We start from the raw sequence: 17198 nt of genomic DNA, 5'->3' as shown, positions 1-17198 counted from the left end.
CAAAGATAGAAACGCTTAAAACAAAAATCCCGCTCCGGAGCAATCTTGTCCGGAGCGGGATTTCTAAGTTTTTGTATACTAGTAACTCAAAATTGTAAATTCGGTGCGACGGTTTCGCTGATGCTCTTCCTCTGTTTTTGCATTTGGAACAACCAATTCACGTTCTCCATAGCCTTTCGCAACCATGCGATCGGCGTCGATTCCTTTTGAATTCAGGTAAGTAACCGCGGATTCCGCACGATTTTGCGACAAGGTCATATTGTAAGCATCGGTAGCACGCGCATCGGTATGCGAGCTCAGCTCGATATTCATACTAGGATTGTCTTTTAATATCTGAACCAACTTATCAAGCTCGATGGCAGCATCTGGTCTGATATTGTACTTGTTCAAATCGTAATAGATATTCTCAAGAACGAATGTTTTGTTCAACTCAAGTTTATCCAATTTGATAGTCACATTGAATGTCGTATCGGTTAGTTCCTTTGTCAGGAATATCGGAGGAATAGTACGCCCGTTCATGGAAAATGGCTCCCGCTTACTGATATAACCTTTTCGCTCTACAAGCAAGGTATAAGATTTTCCTTCCTCAACAGGCTGCTTTCCAAACTTACCTTCCGAATTACTAGGTAATTGAGCAATCTGCGTATCGGAAGTGTCGGGCAGAATATGAACGATTGCAGAATCCAGCGGCACATTTTGTCCGTTTGCAATCACATTACCGCCCAGGAAATACCTTACTACTTTTGGCTTTCCATTCACATAGTTTGGGTTATTCGGGTTAAGCGGATCATTTGGGTCATTGTTTTTAGCAATGGTGGTACTATCCGGCTCTTCGGGTCCGCTGAAATAATAAATGTCATCGTCCCCTTTTCCACCTTCGCGATTGGATGCAAAAAAGCCTTTATTCAGATCCTGGTAAAATACGAGCCCGAAATCATCTTGTGGACTATTAAACGGCAGCCCCATATTTTCAATGGTAATTACTCCCTGTATTCTTGTGGCTGAAAATAAGTCCAGTTTTCCAAGTCCCGGGTGTCCGTCGGAAGCGAAGTACAATTTCCCGCCTTCGGCAACATACGGAAACATATCGTCGCCGGCAGTATTGATATCGCGTCCCATATTTACAGGCTTGCTGAACCTGCCCGACGCGTCCATATTAGTTCGGTAAATGTCAATTCCGCCCGCACCTCCCGGCCGGTTAGAGGCGAAGTACAAAGTTTTTCCATCTCTCGAAAAAGCAGGCGAACCGTCCCAGGCAAGAGAATCGTTTATTGGTAAAATAGCGGGTACTGTCCATTTCCCATCAATATTACGGCTCATGTAAAGGTCTACATCGACGGCACTATTCTTCTTCCCATTGTTACCACGTGCAAAAACAAGCGTTTTCCCATCGGGAGAAAATGCCGGCGAAGCTTCATTTGCATCTTCCGCGAATATGTCCTGGCTAAGCAAGACAGGGTTTCCCTGAATATCAGCCGGATCCTGCGTGATCGCTACTTTGTATAGGCCCAGCATCGCCTGACCATTATTTTTGTATATCTTCTCTTTCTTTGAGGAAGAAAAAACCAATTCGTTGCCTAGAATTGTCGGCGAGAATTCAGAACCGGCTGAATTAAGAGGGATACTCTTTGCCTCAACGGGCATTTTTTCGGTTTTAAGCCTGTCAGCAATCCTGAGGATCTCTACTTCCCGCAATGCACGTTCCTGTAAAGCCTGTGAGCTGGCAGTGTCTTTGGCAAATGCTGCAAATTCGGCAGAGGCTTCGTTATATTGTCCAGCAGTTTTTAGCGCATAAGCATATTGAAATCGCGCATCGGCACTTGCAATACCGCCGTCAAGTGCTTGTTTGTAATAGGGGATAGCCTCTTTGAAACGATTGGAGAGGCGGTAGGATTCAGCAATCAGATAATTAGTCTGCACCGGTTCGTAGTTCTCGGCAGCCGCTTTCTGGAAACCTTTGATCGCGAGGTCGTATTCTCCGTTAGCGAACTTCTTCTGTCCATCCTTGTAAGCCTGCATCGCCGAATTGCAGCCGGATAAATAGGTACATATAATTACGAGGGTAAAAAAACTCCGCAAAAGTTTCATAGTTTAAAGTATAAAATCTAACGATTCGACGCGCACTTTGGGTTTCTGAAAAACAATACTAATAAAGAACGTTTGGAAATAAAATTCTGGATACAAGAGGATAAGATTTTTATAGCAAGGCTCTATTTACTCATAATCACTGAGATCGGCCAGCAATTTTGTAAAGCTTCGTGAAAAAACATTTAGTAACACTTTGTTAATCAGTTGTGGAATATTACTTTTGCAGTCCGATTTTTCGGGAAAAGTGTTTCCATAACAATGGATCAGACAAGTAATCTGATCAAAATCAATTTGTTAAATGCCAACTATTTCACAATTAGTCCGTAAAGGTAGAGAGACCATTACATGGAAATCAAAGTCACCGGCTTTGGATTCTTGCCCTCAGCGTAGGGGTGTGTGCACCAGGGTGTACACTACAACGCCAAAAAAACCGAACTCAGCACTTCGTAAAGTAGCACGTGTTCGTCTTTCCAACAACAAAGAGGTGAATGCCTACATCCCAGGAGAAGGCCACAACCTGCAAGAGCACTCGATCGTATTGATCCGTGGTGGTCGTGTTAAAGATTTACCAGGTGTTCGTTACCACATTATCCGTGGTGCACTGGATACAGCTGGTGTTAACGGACGTAAACAACGTCGTTCTAAATATGGTGCTAAGCGTCCAAAACCAGGACAAGTTGCGGCAGCGCCAACAAAAGGTAAAAAGAAATAAAAAGTAACTCTCTCTGCTTTTATTAAATAATTAAGTTGATAAAAGGGAAGTAATCCGGGAGTAATCCAGGGTGAATAAGTTGCAAAACGAAACCTCGTGTAAAAACATTAAGACAAAATGAGAAAGTCGAAACCTAAGAAAAGATATATCCTTCCTGATCCGAAGTTCAGGGACGTTCAGGTTACCAAATTCGTTAACAACCTGATGTATGAAGGGAAAAAAAGCATTGCTTTTACCATTTTCTACGATGCATTGGAGTTAGTTGAGAAAAAAACAAGCGAAAGCGGGTTGGAAACCTGGAAAAAAGCATTGAACAATGTTACTCCTTCTGTGGAAGTTAAAAGCCGCCGCGTTGGGGGTGCTACCTTCCAGGTTCCAACCGAAGTTCGTCCGGAGCGTAAGCAATCTCTTGGCATGAAATGGTTGATCAATTATTCACGTAAGCGTGGAGAAAAAACGATGGTTGACCGTCTTGCTGGTGAAATCATCGCTGCTGCAAAAGGTGAAGGAGCTGCTGTTAAGAAAAAAGACGATACGCACCGTATGGCAGATGCGAACAAAGCATTCTCGCACTTCCGGTTCTAATCCGTTTCATTACATAGCATCAAGCCGGGTCTTTAACGAGATCCGGCTTTTTGTTTATTATGGGTAGCTTGGGTTATCAATTGCCGCGATATTTAGCTGGCTGTAAGGTGAGGCGCTGTACTTCTAAATGTTTTTTCGGAAAATTACTTCTACTCAATTGTTTTTATAATCAACAATTTATACTTTTGCGCTCTGAATTTTTAAAAGTAATGGCTTCTGCCGTCTCCTTATAAGTTCAAGTTCTTCGAATTGAATTGCACATCGAATAATATAACACATCACCATCAGTCATGGCACGTGATCTAAGATTAACAAGAAACATTGGTATTGCTGCGCACATTGATGCGGGTAAAACAACCACAACGGAGCGTATTCTCTATTACGCAGGGGTTAGCCACAAAATTGGAGAAGTACATGATGGTGCTGCTACAATGGACTGGATGGAGCAGGAGCAGGAGCGTGGTATCACTATTACATCAGCTGCTACAACAGTTGACTGGAATTACCGTGGAGAAAAATATCATATAAACATTATCGATACACCGGGACACGTTGACTTCACAGTTGAAGTAAACCGTTCTCTTCGTGTATTGGATGGTCTTGTATTCCTTTTCAGTGCAGTTGACGGTGTTGAGCCTCAGTCTGAGACGAACTGGCGCTTGGCTAATAACTATAATGTTGCTCGTATTGGTTTCGTAAATAAGATGGACCGTTCAGGTGCAGACTTCTTGAAAGTTTGTGCGCAGGTAAAGGAAATGTTGGGCAGCTACGCTGTTCCTCTTCAATTGCCGATCGGTGCAGAAGATACTTTCCGTGGTGTGGTTGACCTTGTTAACTTCCGCGGTATCGAATGGAATGAAGAAGATAAAGGAATGACTTTCAAAGAAGTTCCGATTCCAGAGGATATGCTTGAAGAAGCAACTGAGTGGAGAGAAAAGTTGCTTGAAGCTGTCGCAGAATTCGACGATACTTTGATGGAAAAATACTTCGAAGATCCTAATTCAATCTCAGAAGACGAAATTCTTGCAGCTTTGCGCGCAGCAACGATCAGCATGAAAATCGTTCCTATGGTTTGTGGTTCGTCGTTCAAAAATAAAGGTGTTCAAACGATGCTTGATTACGTGATGGCTATCTTGCCTTCACCACAAGATCGCGAAAGCATCATCGGAACTGATCCTCGCACTGGAAATGAGATTTCTCGCCAGCCAACGGATGCAGATCCTTTCTGCGCATTAGCGTTTAAAATTGCAACTGACCCTTATGTAGGACGTCTTTGCTTTATCCGCTCTTACTCAGGATATCTTGATTCAGGTTCTTATGTTTTGAACAACCGTTCAGGAAACAAAGAGCGTATTTCTCGTATCTTCCAAATGCACGCTAACAAGCAGAATCAAATTGATCGTCTTGAGGCAGGTGATATTGGCGCAGTTGTAGGTTTCAAGGATATTAAAACAGGAGATACATTATCGGATGAAAAGAACCCAATCGTTCTTGAATCAATGGTGTTCCCTGAGCCGGTAATTGGTTACGCAATTGAACCTAAGAAAGCTGCTGATAGCGACAACTTCTCAAAAGCTATTACCAAGTTGATCGAGGAAGATCCTACGTTGCAAGTTGAAAGCAACGAAGAAACAGGTCAAACGATCATCAAAGGAATGGGTGAACTTCACCTTGAAATTATCATCGACCGTATGCGCCGTGAATTCAAAGTGGAAGTAAACCAAGGAGCTCCACAGGTTGCTTACAAAGAGATTCTGACTAAGAATTACGAGCACCGTGAAGTTTACAAGAAACAAACAGGTGGTCGTGGTAAGTTTGCCGATATCGTATTTGAAATCGGACCACGCGATGATAACGAAGAGGGGCAAGAGCCAAAAACCGGTTTGCAGTTTGTTAACCAGATTGTTGGTGGTACTATTCCTCGTGAATTTATCGCTCCGATCCAGAAAGGATTCGAAGCTTCGATGTCAAATGGTGCACTTGCAGGATATCCTTTGGATTCTATGAAAGTGCGTATTTTCCACGGATCTTTCCACGATGTCGATTCAGATGCACTGTCATTTGAACTTGCAGCAAAAATTGGTTTCAAAGAAGCTGCTCGTCATGCAGGTTCAAAATTGATGGAGCCGATTATGCATGTCGAAGTGCTTACGCCTGATGAATACACTGGACCAATCACTGGTGACCTTAACCGTCGCCGTGGTGTTATGCGCGGAATGGATTCACGTAATGGCGCACAAGTTATCAAATGTGATGTGCCTTTGTCTGAGCTATTCGGTTATGTAACTGATCTTCGTACAATGTCATCGGGCCGTGCTACCGCATCTTTGACATTCGCTTACTACGAGATTGTTCCTAATAACATTGCAGAAACGGTAATCGAGAAAGCAAAAGGGTTAGTTAAAGCATAAAATGATAATTGGTTACCGGAGTAATTCGGTAACCAATCTATATAAGATATAAATCAGTGAAGTAAATGGTTCTTTCGCTGATGGATTGCCAGAGTTACTCTGATCAAGTTTTCTGAACCGGAAATTAACAAGCAAGATGAATCAAAAAATTCGTATCAAACTTCGGTCATTTGACCACAACTTGGTTGATAAGTCAGCTGAGAAAATTGTGAAGGCAGTAAAGGCGACAGGCGCAATTGTTAGTGGCCCTATTCCTTTGCCGACTAAGACTGAAAAATTTACGGTTCTGCGTTCTCCGCACGTGAATAAGAAATCGAGAGAGCAATTTCAGCTTTGTACCTACAAACGCCTTGTTGATATCTTCTCAACAAGCGCTAAAACTGTTGATGCGTTGATGAAGCTTGAATTGCCAAGCGGTGTTGATGTGGAGATTAAAGTATAGTGACAATGGTTTATTGAGTTAAGCCAAGACATAAATTGGATGAAGGTCCGGTTCCCGGAAACCACATCTGAGCTCAGAAATACTAACAAGAAGCATATATTAATATGTTATTGCGGGGGTTTTCAAAATTGAGGTCAGATGTTTATTCATCTGGCCTTTTTTGCTGATAATCAGCGAGAAATATTTTAGAACTGCATTGGATGCTAATTTTTGATTTCCTACCTTTGCAGTCCGTTTTAAAGAATAAGGGTATTACCTGCTAATTTTAATTTCGAAACATGTCTGGTTTAATTGGTAAGAAAATCGGGATGACCAGTTTGTACAATGCTGACGGGCAGGCTCTGGCATGTACGGTGATCCAAGCTGGTCCTTGTGTTGTTACACAAGTTAGGTCCGAAGAAAAGGATGGTTATAAAGCCATTCAGTTAGGTTTTGGTGAGAAAAAAGAAAAAAATTCTACCCAACCTATGATTGGCCACTTCAAAAAAGCCAACACAACTCCCAAACAAAAAGTGGTTGAGTTCAAGGAATTTGAAGTGGAGCATGAACTTGGAACTTCATTGTCCGTTACGGATATCTTTGAAGAAGGCGAGTTTGTTGACGTTGTTGGTTCTGCTAAGGGCCGCGGTTTCCAGGGTGTTGTTAAGCGCCATGGTTTTGCCGGGGTAGGAGGTCAGACTCACGGTCAGCATAACAGAGCGCGTCACCCAGGTTCGATTGGTGCCTGTTCATTCCCATCACGCGTATTTAAAGGCATTCGTATGGGTGGACGCATGGGTAACAATCGTGTAAAAATTCAGAATTTGCGTATTCTGAAAGTGATACCTGAGCAAAACATTCTTGTAGTGAGTGGCTCAGTACCGGGTTCAAAGAATTCATTTCTAATCATTGAGAAATAGTACAATGGAACTGTCCGTATTAAATATAAAAGGAGAAGATACCGGCAAGAAGGTAAGTGTGTCTGAAGAGATCTTCGGCATTGAACCTAATACGCACGCTATCTATCTCGACGTGAAATTGTATTTGGCTAATCAACGTCAGGGTACACATAAGTCAAAAGAGCGTGCTGAGATTAATCACTCAACTCGTAAGATCAAACGTCAAAAAGGTACAGGTGGAGCTCGTGCTGGTAGCATAAAATCTCCTGTTTTTGTAGGTGGTGGACGTATTTTCGGTCCAAGACCTCGTGACTATGGTTTTAAAATTAATAAGAAAGTCAAAGTATTGGCTCGTATATCAGCTTTGTCTGTTAAAGCTAAATCCGATGCGATCTCCGTTATTGAAGCATTCACATTTGACGCTCCGAAAACTAAGTCGTATTTGAATGTTTTAAATTCACTATCATTAGTGAACACAAAAACATTATTGATTCTACCGGCTATCGACGGCAATGTTTATTTGTCGAGCCGTAACATTCCGAAAGCGAGAGTTACAACGGTTGATTCAATCAATACTTATGACCTCATGTATGCAGACCGTCTTTTAATAAGTGAATCTGCTCTGTCTATTTTGGAAACCCAATTGAACAAATAACAATGAGTGTACTGAAACGTCCGATTATAACTGAAAAGGTAACGGCTCAGGGTGGTCAAGGAAAATACGCTTTTGAAGTTGCTCTTACCGCTAATAAGGTAGAGATCAAAAAAGCTATTGAGAAACTGTTCGGGGTTACCGTAGAAAGCGTTCACACCATGCGCAGCATTGGTAAAAGTAAGTCCCGCACATCGGGAGGGAAATTTGTAAGTGGAAAAACGTCGACTATCAAGAAAGCTATCATAACGGTGGCTGAGGGTGAAATCATCGATATTTACGGTGAGGCATAAGCTAAGTTGATCGACTTAAATCTTTGACGAGTAATAGCAAATGGCAGTTAAAAAATTAAAACCGACAAGTGCTGGTCAGCGTTTCCGCTCGGCTCCTACATTTGAGGAGATAACCACAGCGAAACCTGAAAAGAGTCTTCTGGAACCCATCAAGAGAACAGGTGGTCGTAATAGCCAGGGACACATGACCATGCGATATATTGGTGGTGGTCACAAAAGAAAGTATCGTGTAATCGATTTCAAAAGAAATAGGTTCGATGCGCCGGCCACCGTTCTGACTATAGAATACGATCCAAACCGTTCAGCGCGCATTGCTCTTGTGCAGTTTGAAGATCAGGAAAAGAGATATATTATTGCTCCTAACGGATTAAAAGTAGGACAGGTAATTGTTTCCGGTAATGCAGTTGCTCCGGAGGTTGGGAATGCCCTTCCATTGAGCGCAATGCCGATTGGTACGATTGTTCACAATATCGAACTTACTCCTGGAAAAGGTGGCCAGTTTGCTAGGAGTGCAGGTGCTTATGCTCAGCTGGTAGCGAGAGAAGGCAAATACGCCGTTCTCAAAATGCCTTCTGGCGAGATGAGAATGATCCTTTCTACCTGTATTGCAACGGTTGGTACGGTTTCTAATGCAAGTCACATGAATGTGGCTTTGGGTAAGGCAGGTCGTAGAAGATGGTTGGGACGTCGTCCACGTGTAAGAGGTGTAGCGATGAACCCAGTTGATCACCCAATGGGTGGTGGTGAGGGCCGTTCATCGGGAGGTCAGCCTCGGTCTAGAAATGGACAGTTTGCGAAAGGTCTTAAGACTCGTGATCGCAACAAGCACTCTGAGAAATTGATTATCAGCCGTCGTAAAAAATAATAGTATAATATGGCACGCTCATTAAAAAAAGGACCATACATCGACTTCCGTCTTGAGAACAAGGTTCAGGTAATGAACAATTCATCACGCAAGTCAGTAATTAAGACCTGGTCACGACGCTCAATGATATCTCCTGATTTTATCGGGCATACATTCGCAGTCCATAACGGGAATAAGTTTATCCCGGTATACGTAACTGAAAATATGGTTGGTCATAAACTCGGTGAATTTTCTCCAACGAGAAACTTCCGTGGCCATACTGCAAAAAAAGATAAAGGAAGAAAATAAATAGTCTACGGTAGCTGGTTCTAATAGGAACGAGCCGATATCTGAAAGAACATGGAAGCAAGAGCTATATTAAAAGACGTGCCTACTTCTCCTCGCAAGATGAGATTAGTAGCCGACATGATTCGCGGACAAAAGGTTAGCAAAGCGTTGGCACTATTGAAGTTTCAACCGAGAGCATCTTCTCCGATTTTGCACAAAGTTCTATTGTCAGCTGTTGCTAACTGGCAGCAACTGAATGAGGGAGCAAAATTAGAGGACGCGGATCTTATTGTAAAAACCGTATTTATCGACGGTGGACGTATGTTGAAACGTTTGCGTCCCGCACCTCAGGGAAGGGCGCACCGTATTCGCAAACGGTCTAATCACATCACAATTGTGATTGATGATGCATCAGTAACAGCTGAGGCGCAGGAACAGGCAGTAATAACTGAATCATAAGTAAAACGATCTATATCGAATGGGACAAAAGGTTAATCCTATAGGTCTGAGACTAGGAATTGTTAGAGGGTGGGAGTCAAGCTGGTATGGAGGAAAGGACTTCTCTGACAAATTGGTGGAGGACGAAAAAATCCGTAACTACATTAAGGCTCGTATCCCAAAAGGTTCGATTTCAAAAGTAGTTATAGAGCGTACTTTGAAGCGCATTACATTGACCATTCATACCGCCCGTCCGGGAATCGTGATTGGAAAAGGTGGTAGCGAAGTTGATAAAATCAAAGAAGAGCTTAAGAAAATTACAGGCAAGGATGTTCAAATCAACATCTATGAAATTAAACGTCCTGAAATCGATGCAAAATTAGTGGGCGAGGCAATCGCTCAACAGTTGCAGGCTCGTATCTCGTATCGTAGAGCAATGAAGCAATCTATAGCTTCTGCAATGCGTGTAGGAACTCAGGGAATTAAGATTCGTCTTGCAGGTCGTCTGGGTGGTGCTGAAATGGCACGTACGGAAGAATACAAAGAAGGAAGAATTCCTCTGCATACTTTGAGAGCTGATATTGATTATGCAATTTCCGAAGCTCAGACTATCTACGGAAAAATCGGTATTAAGGTTTGGATCTTCAAAGGCGAGTTGTACGGCAAGCGTGATTTGACTCCGAGTGCAGCAACTGCAGCGTCTGACAGAGCTGATAGAAGTGCATCTTCGGGAAATGATCGTGGCGGTAATGACAGAGGCGGAAGAGGTGACAGAAGAGGTGGTCGCGGTGATGGTGCTCCTCGCGGTGAAGGCGGTGGCGGCGGAAGCGAAGCAGATCGTCGCAAACGCAGTAGCGGCAACAATAAGAATAAGAAGAAGTAATCAGACATTTTCCGGTTTTACCGGGTCAAATAGATTAGAATCATGTTACAGCCGAAAAGAACGAAATTTCGCAAGCAACAGAAAGGAAAAGGTTCATACAACGGTTTGGCTACACGTGGACATGAAATCGCTTTCGGCTCGTTCGCCATTAAGGCGCTCGAACCAGGTTGGTTGACAGCACGCCAAATTGAAGCAGCCCGTATCTCAGTAACACGTGCTATGAAACGCGAAGGCCAAGTTTGGATCCGTGTTTTCCCGGACAAACCAATTACTAAGAAGCCTGCTGAGGTTCGTATGGGTAAAGGAAAGGGTGCTCCTGAATATTGGGTAGCTCCTGTTAAGCCCGGAACGATCATTTTCGAAGCGACTGGTGTTGCACTGGATACCGCAAATGAAGCATTGCGTTTGGCTGCACAAAAGTTGCCAATTAAAACCAAGTTCGTGGTGCGTCGGGATTACCAGGAATAGGATTGACCCGAATGTATTAAGAACGCTAATTATTTAAAGCAATGACTAGTAAAGAAATAAAGGATCTTTCGCAAGATCAGCTTAAAGAGCAGATCGCCCAAGAGAGAGAGCGCTTACTGCGGTTGAAATTTGCTCATGCTATTTCTCCGATCGAGAACCCTTTGCGTATTCGCGCCTCACGTAAGGAAATTGCAAGACTCTTAACAGAGCTGTCGGCTAAATCTAACCAACAGTAAATCAGTTTAGAAATTATGGAGGCAACAGAAAGAAATTTACGCAAAGAAAGAGTTGGTAAAGTAGTGAGTAACAAAATGGAGAAATCCTGTGTGATCACTGTTGAACGTAAAGTGAAGCATGCCAAGTACGGTAAGTTTATGACTAAAACTACCAAGCTGATGGTGCATGACGAGACAAATCAGGTTGGTATTGGTGATACAATCCGAGTGATGGAAACTCGCCCGCTTAGCAAGAATAAACGTTGGAGATTAGTAGAAATCCTTGAAAGAGCGAAGTAATCATGGTACAGCAAGAATCAAGACTGTCAGTAGCAGATAACAGTGGTGCAAAAGAAGTACTCGTAATCCGTGTGCTAGGCGGAACTGGAAAACGTTATGCCTCGGTTGGCGATAAAATCGTCGTAACGGTAAAGTCCGCTCTGTCTTCGAGCAATATGAAAAAGGGAACGGTATCTAAAGCCGTGGTTGTACGCACTAAAAAGGAAGTACGACGTAAAGATGGTACCTACATCAGGTTTGAAGATAATGCGGCTGTTTTATTAAATAACAATGACGAACCTCGTGGTAGTCGTATTTTCGGACCTGTTGCAAGAGAATTGCGCGAGAAGCAGTTTATGAAAATCGTATCCCTGGCTCCGGAAGTGTTGTAAGAAATCAAGCACAAGTATTTCTTTAAATTGTAATTGAGAATACCAATGGAAAGTAAAAATAAAAAAGCTCCAGCTAAGCTGCATATTCGCAAAGGCGATACAGTAAAGGTTATTTCTGGAAATGCCAAAGGCGAATCCGGCGTAATAACGAAGGTGCTTGTTGAAAAATCGAGAGCTACTGTGGAGGGCGTGAACATGATCACTAAGCATGTTAAACCAAATGCCCAGAACCCACAAGGAAGCATCGAGAAACTTGAGGGGGCGATTCATATCAGTAACCTGATGGTTGTAGATCCAAAAACTGGTGAAGCAACAAGAACTGGACGTAAGGCTAACGATAAAGGTAAGCTTCAGCGGTTTTCGAAGAAAACAGGAGATCTTTTATAGTCCTGTATACGAACTGATTTATCATTTTAGGAGTGGGTCGGCAATCCACGTAACAAAATTTAGAAAATGGCACAACCAAGATTAAAAGAGAAATACCTGAGCGAAGTTGTTTCGCAATTGAAAGATAAGTTTCAATACAAGTCAGTAATGCAGGTTCCCCGTTTGACCAAGATTGTCATTAACAAGGGAATCGGAGCTGCTGTGGCTGACAAGAAATTGGTCGATACAGGAGTTGAAGAATTAGGTTTGATTACAGGTCAAAAAGCGATTGCTACAATTTCGAAAAAAGCTGTATCGAACTTTAAGCTTCGTGAGAACATGCCGATTGGAGCCAAAGTTACTTTGCGCGGAGATCGCATGTACGAATTTTTGGACCGCCTAACCGCTATTGCAATGCCTCGTGTAAGAGATTTCAAGGGCATTAGTGATAAAGGTTTTGATGGACGTGGAAATTATACATTTGGTGTAAAAGAGCAAATCATATTTCCGGAGATCAGTATTGAGAAAGTTAATAAAATCACCGGAATGGATATTACATTCGTTACTTCTACCAACTCGGACGAAGAAAGTTACGAGCTGTTAAAAGCACTGGGAATGCCTTTCACCAACGCGAATAAATAAGAAATTACTATAAGATTATTTACCGACAATGGCAAAAGAATCAGTTAAAGCAAGAGAGAGAAAAAGACAAGAATTGGTTGCTAAATATGCTGATAAGCGTAAAAAGTTGAAAGCTGCCGAGGATTGGGTGGGTCTTGATAAGCTGCCACGCAATTCATCTCCTGTTCGTCTTCATAATCGATGCAAGATCACGGGCAGACCTCGTGGGTACATGCGTAAATTTGGGATTTCGAGAGTTCTTTTCCGGGATATGGCCTCTGATGGAAAAATTCCGGGAGTTACTAAATCAAGTTGGTAAGAATACTTTCAATTCTGATTTCAATTACTTAACTTTGCACTCCCGTTTAAAAAGGGGTGTTTAAACTTGGCATAAAAATGTTAACGGATCCCATAGCAGACTATCTGACGAGACTCAGAAACGCTATCAAAGCGAAGCACCGGGTTGTTGAGATACCTGCATCCAACATAAAAAAAGAAATTACGAAAGTACTTTTTGATAAAGGGTATATTCAAAGCTATAAGTTTGACGAAGTAGGTCCGCAAGGCACTATTAAGATTGCATTGAAATACAATCCTGTCACTAAGCAATCTGCAATTGTAAAATTGGAGAGGGTTAGCAAGCCTGGACTTCGTAAATATTCTGGTTCATCTACTCTACCGCGTGTATTGGGTGGATTAGGAACTGTAATAATTTCGACATCTAAGGGTGTAATGACTGACAAAGAGGCTAAGACCTTGAATGTTGGTGGTGAGGTATTGTGTTTCGTGTATTAATATTTTAAAGATATTCAGGAATGTCACGGATAGGAAATAAAGTTATTGTTTTACCAGCCGGTATTTCAATTACCGTTGGCGAGGATAACGTCGTGTTGGTAAAGGGACCAAAAGGTACACTATCGCAAACGGTCGATACTGATATTACTGTTGAGGTTGAAGGCAACGAACTGAAAGTTTCACGTCCAACTGAGCAGAAACGTCATAAAGCGCTTCATGGCTTGTACCGATCTTTGATCAACAACATGGTTATTGGCGTTGGTGAAGGATACAAAAAGGAGTTGGAAATAATTGGAGTAGGTTATAAGGCCAGTGCTTCTAATAATGTGCTTGAATTACAACTTGGTTATTCGCATAATATCTTTATGGCAATTCCAAGTGAGATCAAACTAACGACAACGTCGGAGAAAGGTCAGAATCCTAAGGTCATACTTGAAGGAATTGACAAGGAGCTGATTGGTTCAGTTGCGGCGAAGATTAAGTCATTGCGTAAAGTCGAACCTTATAAAGGTAAGGGTATACGTTTTGTGGGTGAAATTGTACGTCGTAAAGCCGGTAAGTCTGCTTCTAAGAAGTAATTCGTTGCCACTAAATAGGGTATAAACAAAGTTAGAAAATATTAAAATGGCTAACGCAAAAGCAGACAGAAGACAGCGCCTTAAACTGCACATTCGCAAGAGGGTGAAAGGTAGCGTAGAGCGTCCAAGATTATCAGTTTTTCGCTCTAATACTAGCATTTATGCTCAGATTATAGACGATATAAATGGAGTTACTTTGGCCAGTGCATCATCTGTTGATCTGGGTGGCAGAAAAGAAAATTCCAATGTTGAAGTTGCGCAGCAGGTAGGCAAGAAGATTGCTGAAAAGGCGCAGGAGGCAGGTATTCAAGCGGTAGTTTTCGATCGTAATGGGTATTTGTACCACGGAAAAGTAAAAGCATTGGCCGAAGGAGCCCGTGAGGGTGGCCTGAAATTCTAAGTATAACAAAGACTATGTCTATAAATACAAGACCTTCGAAGGTTAACGAATCTGATTTGAAAGAGCGCGTAGTTGCCATCAATCGGGTAGCAAAAGTAGTAAAAGGCGGTCGTCGTTTCAGTTTTTCTGCAATTGTCGTTGTAGGAGATGGTAACGGAGCTGTTGGATACGGGTTAGGAAAAGCAAATGAAGTGACCGATGCTATTGCAAAGGGAATAGATGATGCTAAGAAAAATCTCATCCAGGTACCAATGCTTAAGCACACAGTTCCTCACGCGATGGAAGGTAAGTTTAGCGGAGGCTTTGTACTTATTAAGCCAGCTGCTCCTGGAACGGGCGTTCTTGCGGGCGGCCCCATGCGGGCGGTTCTTGAGAGTGCAGGTATTAAAGATGTACTTGCGAAGTCTAAAGGATCTTCAAATCCTCACAATGTAATTAAAGCTACAATTGACGCTCTTTTGAAAATGCGTGCTCCTCATCAAGTGGCTTTTCAGCGCGGCGTAAAGTTAGAGAAAGTATTCAACGGATAATCCTGGGGGATTTCCTTATCTGAGAGTTGTCATGTCGAAAGTACGTATTACACAAGTTAAGAGCACGATTGATCGTCCGGAGCGCCAAAAGCTTACTATTAAAGCCTTGGGACTTGGAAAAATGAACCGGTCAGTTGAAAAGGAAAATAGCGATGCGATTGCGGGTATGATCCGCAAAGTAAGCCATTTAGTTAAAGTCGAAGAAATTTAATATACTAAAAGTATGAATCTTAGTTCATTAAAGCCGGCTACTGGCTCCGTTAAAGTTGGAAAGCGGGTTGGACGTGGTCAGGGCTCTGGTAAAGGAGGAACTGCTGCACGTGGACATAAAGGAGCTCAGTCGCGCTCAGGTTATAGCCGTAAAGTTGGATTTGAAGGTGGTCAAATGCCGCTTCAAAGACGCTTGCCAAAATTTGGATTTAATAATATAAACCGAGTTGAATATAAGGCTCTTAACTTGGACGCAATCCAAGCACTTGCAGAGAAAATTGGTGTGAATGTAATTACCCCGCAAGTAATTAGTGAGCATGGTTTAAGTGCTAAAAAGGATCTTATTAAAGTTCTCAATAGAGGCGAAATTTCAAGTGCGTTAGAGATTCATGCGCATGGGTTTTCTTCCACAGCAACTGAGGCGATTGAGAAGGCTGGTGGCAAAGCGGTTAAGTTGTAATTACGCTGTTCTTTTAGTTAAGCATTTGAATAGCTAATGTAGACCCATAAAATGAAAAGATTTTTAGAGACTATTAAGCATATATTTTCAATCGAGGAGTTGAGAACACGTATTCTCAACACTCTTTTGTTTATAACCATATTCCGTCTGGGGTCTTACGTTGCTTTGCCAGGTGTTGAACCTGATCAGATGAATGTGTCGACTCAGGGTCTATTGGGTCTTTTAGATACTTTCTTAGGTGGAGCTTTTAGTAAGGCTTCCATTTTTGCATTAGGTATCATGCCTTACATTTCTGCATCCATTGCGATACAGCTTTTGACTATGGCTTTGCCATATTTTCAGAAAATGCAGAAGGAAGGAGAGTCAGGTCGTAAGAAGCTGAATCAAATTACTAGGGTATTGACGATTGTTGTTACACTGGTACAGGGAACTGCGTATTTGAATACAACCGTTCCTGATGAAGCTCTACTTGTTAGCAGAAGCCTTTTCTCCATCTCATCGGTTTTCGTTCTTACAGCCGGAACGATGTTTTGTATGTGGCTTGGAGAGAGAATCACTGATAAGGGAATTGGTAATGGAATTTCGATGCTAATCATGATTGGTATTGTGTCAAGATTTCCAGGCGCTATTTATAAGGAGTTTGTTTCCCGTGGAAGTGGCCAAATACTATTATTCGTCCTTGAGATTGTAGCGCTTTATTTCGTAATTATGGGTGCAGTGATGCTTACCCAGGCTGTACGAAGAATCCCTATTCAATATGCAAAACAGGTAGTTGGGAATCGTGTTATGGGTGGTCAACGTCAGTATCTGCCATTGAAGCTGAACGCTGCGGGTGTGATGCCGATTATTTTTGCCCAGGCCTTGATGTTCATTCCTTCATTGGGCGCTTCCTATTTCGCTGAGAAAAGCGATTTTGCAAGCGAGGTGGCTACCATCTTCGCTAATTACACAACCTGGCAGTACAATCTGCTTTTTGCAGTGTTGATCATAGTATTTACATTTTTCTACACTGCTATATCGGTTAATCCTCAACAGATTGCGGATGATATGAAAAGGGGTGGTGGATTTATTCCCGGAGTTAAACCTGGGCAGCAAACGTCTGAATACATTAGCTCGATTCTTGATAGAATTACATTTCCAGGATCGTTGATGTTGGCCGTTGTTGCGACATTACCTGCTTTTGCTAGTTTATTGGGTGTTTCCACAGATTTCGCGCATTTTTTTGGTGGGACGTCTCTATTGATTATGGTTGGTGTTGTTTTGGACACGTTGCAACAAGTTGAAAGTTACCTTTTGATGCGCCGATATGAAGGGTTAATGAAATCAGGAAGAGTAAAAGGTAGAACTGAGAGCGTCGCTATCTGAGGAAG

Annotated in this window: 26 protein-coding genes; 25 read left to right on the top strand and 1 reads right to left on the bottom strand. The window is 42.3% G+C overall.

Translation table 11 applies throughout. From position 1 onward, the window contains the following. Positions 1-78: 78 nt before the first annotated feature. A complete protein-coding gene (locus tag LZG94_RS17050; RefSeq protein WP_233793134.1) occupies positions 79-2019 on the bottom strand; it encodes an OmpA family protein in 1941 nt (646 codons plus the stop codon). Positions 2020-2386: 367 nt separating this feature from the next. Between LZG94_RS17050 and rpsL the strand changes: the two genes are divergently transcribed. The 25 genes from rpsL to secY all read left to right on the top strand — a co-directional run bounded on the left by rpsL (position 2387) and on the right by secY (position 17193). Next, a complete protein-coding gene (gene rpsL / locus LZG94_RS17045) occupies positions 2387-2800 on the top strand; it encodes a 30S ribosomal protein S12 (protein WP_026631225.1) in 414 nt (137 codons plus the stop codon). Between the two features lie 117 nt (positions 2801-2917). Further along, positions 2918-3385, top strand: coding sequence for a 30S ribosomal protein S7 (rpsG, locus tag LZG94_RS17040; protein ID WP_131961012.1), 468 nt, complete (start codon positions 2918-2920; stop codon positions 3383-3385). 290 nt (positions 3386-3675) lie between these two features. Beyond that, positions 3676-5796 (top strand): elongation factor G, encoded by a 2121-nt coding sequence (gene fusA / locus LZG94_RS17035; protein WP_233792996.1) that lies wholly within the window; start codon positions 3676-3678, stop codon positions 5794-5796. Between the two features lie 136 nt (positions 5797-5932). Further along, positions 5933-6238 carry a 30S ribosomal protein S10 gene (gene rpsJ / locus LZG94_RS17030; RefSeq protein WP_026631228.1) on the top strand — a complete coding sequence of 102 codons (306 nt, stop codon included), beginning with the start codon at positions 5933-5935 and terminating at the stop codon, positions 6236-6238. Positions 6239-6516: 278 nt separating this feature from the next. Then, a complete protein-coding gene (rplC, locus tag LZG94_RS17025) occupies positions 6517-7137 on the top strand; it encodes a 50S ribosomal protein L3 (protein WP_215234211.1) in 621 nt (206 codons plus the stop codon). A 4-nt stretch (positions 7138-7141) separates the two neighbouring features. Beyond that, positions 7142-7771 carry a 50S ribosomal protein L4 gene (gene rplD, locus LZG94_RS17020; protein ID WP_233792995.1) on the top strand — a complete coding sequence of 210 codons (630 nt, stop codon included), beginning with the start codon at positions 7142-7144 and terminating at the stop codon, positions 7769-7771. A gap of 2 nt (positions 7772-7773) precedes the next feature. After that, a complete protein-coding gene (gene rplW / locus LZG94_RS17015; RefSeq protein ID WP_138365927.1) occupies positions 7774-8061 on the top strand; it encodes a 50S ribosomal protein L23 in 288 nt (95 codons plus the stop codon). A 40-nt stretch (positions 8062-8101) separates the two neighbouring features. Further along, complete coding sequence (gene rplB, locus LZG94_RS17010; RefSeq protein ID WP_215234209.1) at positions 8102-8926, top strand: 50S ribosomal protein L2; 825 nt, start codon at positions 8102-8104, stop codon at positions 8924-8926. 9 nt (positions 8927-8935) lie between these two features. Further along, entirely contained in the window at positions 8936-9214 is a 279-nt protein-coding gene (gene rpsS, locus LZG94_RS17005; protein WP_031528749.1) for a 30S ribosomal protein S19, read from the top strand. A 51-nt stretch (positions 9215-9265) separates the two neighbouring features. Further along, positions 9266-9652 carry a 50S ribosomal protein L22 gene (rplV, locus tag LZG94_RS17000; RefSeq protein WP_215234208.1) on the top strand — a complete coding sequence of 129 codons (387 nt, stop codon included), beginning with the start codon at positions 9266-9268 and terminating at the stop codon, positions 9650-9652. A 19-nt stretch (positions 9653-9671) separates the two neighbouring features. Further along, positions 9672-10514: a 30S ribosomal protein S3 gene (gene rpsC, locus LZG94_RS16995; RefSeq protein WP_233792994.1), complete on the top strand. Its 843-nt coding sequence runs from the start codon at positions 9672-9674 to the stop codon at positions 10512-10514. 42 nt (positions 10515-10556) lie between these two features. Further along, positions 10557-10982: a 50S ribosomal protein L16 gene (gene rplP, locus LZG94_RS16990; protein WP_138480884.1), complete on the top strand. Its 426-nt coding sequence runs from the start codon at positions 10557-10559 to the stop codon at positions 10980-10982. A 41-nt stretch (positions 10983-11023) separates the two neighbouring features. Continuing rightward, a complete protein-coding gene (gene rpmC, locus LZG94_RS16985) occupies positions 11024-11218 on the top strand; it encodes a 50S ribosomal protein L29 (RefSeq protein WP_031528745.1) in 195 nt (64 codons plus the stop codon). 15 nt (positions 11219-11233) lie between these two features. Further along, positions 11234-11497 (top strand): 30S ribosomal protein S17, encoded by a 264-nt coding sequence (gene rpsQ, locus LZG94_RS16980; protein ID WP_082217005.1) that lies wholly within the window; start codon positions 11234-11236, stop codon positions 11495-11497. Between the two features lie 2 nt (positions 11498-11499). Continuing rightward, a complete protein-coding gene (gene rplN, locus LZG94_RS16975; RefSeq protein WP_015813798.1) occupies positions 11500-11868 on the top strand; it encodes a 50S ribosomal protein L14 in 369 nt (122 codons plus the stop codon). Positions 11869-11913: 45 nt separating this feature from the next. Further along, the gene (gene rplX, locus LZG94_RS16970; RefSeq protein WP_233792993.1) at positions 11914-12255 is read left to right on the top strand and encodes a 50S ribosomal protein L24; all 342 of its coding nucleotides are present in this window, start codon (positions 11914-11916) and stop codon (positions 12253-12255) included. A gap of 66 nt (positions 12256-12321) precedes the next feature. Further along, positions 12322-12876 carry a 50S ribosomal protein L5 gene (gene rplE / locus LZG94_RS16965; RefSeq protein ID WP_215234205.1) on the top strand — a complete coding sequence of 185 codons (555 nt, stop codon included), beginning with the start codon at positions 12322-12324 and terminating at the stop codon, positions 12874-12876. A 28-nt stretch (positions 12877-12904) separates the two neighbouring features. Further along, positions 12905-13174 carry a 30S ribosomal protein S14 gene (rpsN, locus tag LZG94_RS16960; RefSeq protein ID WP_138365937.1) on the top strand — a complete coding sequence of 90 codons (270 nt, stop codon included), beginning with the start codon at positions 12905-12907 and terminating at the stop codon, positions 13172-13174. A gap of 77 nt (positions 13175-13251) precedes the next feature. Beyond that, entirely contained in the window at positions 13252-13650 is a 399-nt protein-coding gene (gene rpsH, locus LZG94_RS16955; protein WP_031528740.1) for a 30S ribosomal protein S8, read from the top strand. 20 nt (positions 13651-13670) lie between these two features. Continuing rightward, positions 13671-14228 carry a 50S ribosomal protein L6 gene (gene rplF / locus LZG94_RS16950; RefSeq protein ID WP_215234204.1) on the top strand — a complete coding sequence of 186 codons (558 nt, stop codon included), beginning with the start codon at positions 13671-13673 and terminating at the stop codon, positions 14226-14228. A gap of 46 nt (positions 14229-14274) precedes the next feature. After that, positions 14275-14628 carry a 50S ribosomal protein L18 gene (gene rplR, locus LZG94_RS16945; RefSeq protein WP_215234203.1) on the top strand — a complete coding sequence of 118 codons (354 nt, stop codon included), beginning with the start codon at positions 14275-14277 and terminating at the stop codon, positions 14626-14628. A 14-nt stretch (positions 14629-14642) separates the two neighbouring features. Continuing rightward, positions 14643-15158 (top strand): 30S ribosomal protein S5, encoded by a 516-nt coding sequence (gene rpsE, locus LZG94_RS16940; RefSeq protein ID WP_233792992.1) that lies wholly within the window; start codon positions 14643-14645, stop codon positions 15156-15158. Positions 15159-15189: 31 nt separating this feature from the next. After that, complete coding sequence (gene rpmD, locus LZG94_RS16935) at positions 15190-15369, top strand: 50S ribosomal protein L30 (RefSeq protein ID WP_233792991.1); 180 nt, start codon at positions 15190-15192, stop codon at positions 15367-15369. Positions 15370-15381: 12 nt separating this feature from the next. Next, the gene (rplO, locus tag LZG94_RS16930; protein ID WP_233792990.1) at positions 15382-15828 is read left to right on the top strand and encodes a 50S ribosomal protein L15; all 447 of its coding nucleotides are present in this window, start codon (positions 15382-15384) and stop codon (positions 15826-15828) included. Positions 15829-15879: 51 nt separating this feature from the next. Beyond that, positions 15880-17193, top strand: a complete 1314-nt coding sequence (gene secY, locus LZG94_RS16925; RefSeq protein ID WP_233792989.1) for a preprotein translocase subunit SecY — start codon at positions 15880-15882, stop codon at positions 17191-17193. Positions 17194-17198 lie beyond the last annotated feature (5 nt).

Source organism: Dyadobacter sp. CY343 (assembly GCF_021390335.1).
Classification (GTDB): domain Bacteria; phylum Bacteroidota; class Bacteroidia; order Cytophagales; family Spirosomataceae; genus Dyadobacter.
This window is presented reverse-complemented; position numbering and strand designations above follow the sequence as displayed.

What these genes read in the sequence shown, in the direction of transcription:
- rpsC (WP_233792994.1), top strand. Translation starts at nt 9,672, where the DNA reads ATGGGACAAAAGGTTAATCCTATAGGTCTGAGACTAGGAATTGTTAGA.
- rpsL (WP_026631225.1), top strand. Translation starts at nt 2,387, where the DNA reads ATGCCAACTATTTCACAATTAGTCCGTAAAGGTAGAGAGACCATTACA.
- LZG94_RS17050 (WP_233793134.1), bottom strand. Translation starts at nt 2,019, where the DNA reads ATGCAGGCTTACAAGGATGGACAGAAGAAGTTCGCTAACGGAGAATAC.
- rplE (WP_215234205.1), top strand. Translation starts at nt 12,322, where the DNA reads ATGGCACAACCAAGATTAAAAGAGAAATACCTGAGCGAAGTTGTTTCG.
- rplN (WP_015813798.1), top strand. Translation starts at nt 11,500, where the DNA reads ATGGTACAGCAAGAATCAAGACTGTCAGTAGCAGATAACAGTGGTGCA.
- rplF (WP_215234204.1), top strand. Translation starts at nt 13,671, where the DNA reads ATGTCACGGATAGGAAATAAAGTTATTGTTTTACCAGCCGGTATTTCA.
- rpmD (WP_233792991.1), top strand. Translation starts at nt 15,190, where the DNA reads ATGTCGAAAGTACGTATTACACAAGTTAAGAGCACGATTGATCGTCCG.
- rplR (WP_215234203.1), top strand. Translation starts at nt 14,275, where the DNA reads ATGGCTAACGCAAAAGCAGACAGAAGACAGCGCCTTAAACTGCACATT.
- rplD (WP_233792995.1), top strand. Translation starts at nt 7,142, where the DNA reads ATGGAACTGTCCGTATTAAATATAAAAGGAGAAGATACCGGCAAGAAG.
- secY (WP_233792989.1), top strand. Translation starts at nt 15,880, where the DNA reads ATGAAAAGATTTTTAGAGACTATTAAGCATATATTTTCAATCGAGGAG.
- rpmC (WP_031528745.1), top strand. Translation starts at nt 11,024, where the DNA reads ATGACTAGTAAAGAAATAAAGGATCTTTCGCAAGATCAGCTTAAAGAG.
- rplV (WP_215234208.1), top strand. Translation starts at nt 9,266, where the DNA reads ATGGAAGCAAGAGCTATATTAAAAGACGTGCCTACTTCTCCTCGCAAG.
- rpsG (WP_131961012.1), top strand. Translation starts at nt 2,918, where the DNA reads ATGAGAAAGTCGAAACCTAAGAAAAGATATATCCTTCCTGATCCGAAG.
- rplC (WP_215234211.1), top strand. Translation starts at nt 6,517, where the DNA reads ATGTCTGGTTTAATTGGTAAGAAAATCGGGATGACCAGTTTGTACAAT.
- rpsN (WP_138365937.1), top strand. Translation starts at nt 12,905, where the DNA reads ATGGCAAAAGAATCAGTTAAAGCAAGAGAGAGAAAAAGACAAGAATTG.
- rplP (WP_138480884.1), top strand. Translation starts at nt 10,557, where the DNA reads ATGTTACAGCCGAAAAGAACGAAATTTCGCAAGCAACAGAAAGGAAAA.
- rpsJ (WP_026631228.1), top strand. Translation starts at nt 5,933, where the DNA reads ATGAATCAAAAAATTCGTATCAAACTTCGGTCATTTGACCACAACTTG.
- rplB (WP_215234209.1), top strand. Translation starts at nt 8,102, where the DNA reads ATGGCAGTTAAAAAATTAAAACCGACAAGTGCTGGTCAGCGTTTCCGC.
- rplO (WP_233792990.1), top strand. Translation starts at nt 15,382, where the DNA reads ATGAATCTTAGTTCATTAAAGCCGGCTACTGGCTCCGTTAAAGTTGGA.
- rpsS (WP_031528749.1), top strand. Translation starts at nt 8,936, where the DNA reads ATGGCACGCTCATTAAAAAAAGGACCATACATCGACTTCCGTCTTGAG.
- rpsQ (WP_082217005.1), top strand. Translation starts at nt 11,234, where the DNA reads ATGGAGGCAACAGAAAGAAATTTACGCAAAGAAAGAGTTGGTAAAGTA.
- rplW (WP_138365927.1), top strand. Translation starts at nt 7,774, where the DNA reads ATGAGTGTACTGAAACGTCCGATTATAACTGAAAAGGTAACGGCTCAG.
- rpsH (WP_031528740.1), top strand. Translation starts at nt 13,252, where the DNA reads ATGTTAACGGATCCCATAGCAGACTATCTGACGAGACTCAGAAACGCT.
- fusA (WP_233792996.1), top strand. Translation starts at nt 3,676, where the DNA reads ATGGCACGTGATCTAAGATTAACAAGAAACATTGGTATTGCTGCGCAC.
- rplX (WP_233792993.1), top strand. Translation starts at nt 11,914, where the DNA reads ATGGAAAGTAAAAATAAAAAAGCTCCAGCTAAGCTGCATATTCGCAAA.
- rpsE (WP_233792992.1), top strand. Translation starts at nt 14,643, where the DNA reads ATGTCTATAAATACAAGACCTTCGAAGGTTAACGAATCTGATTTGAAA.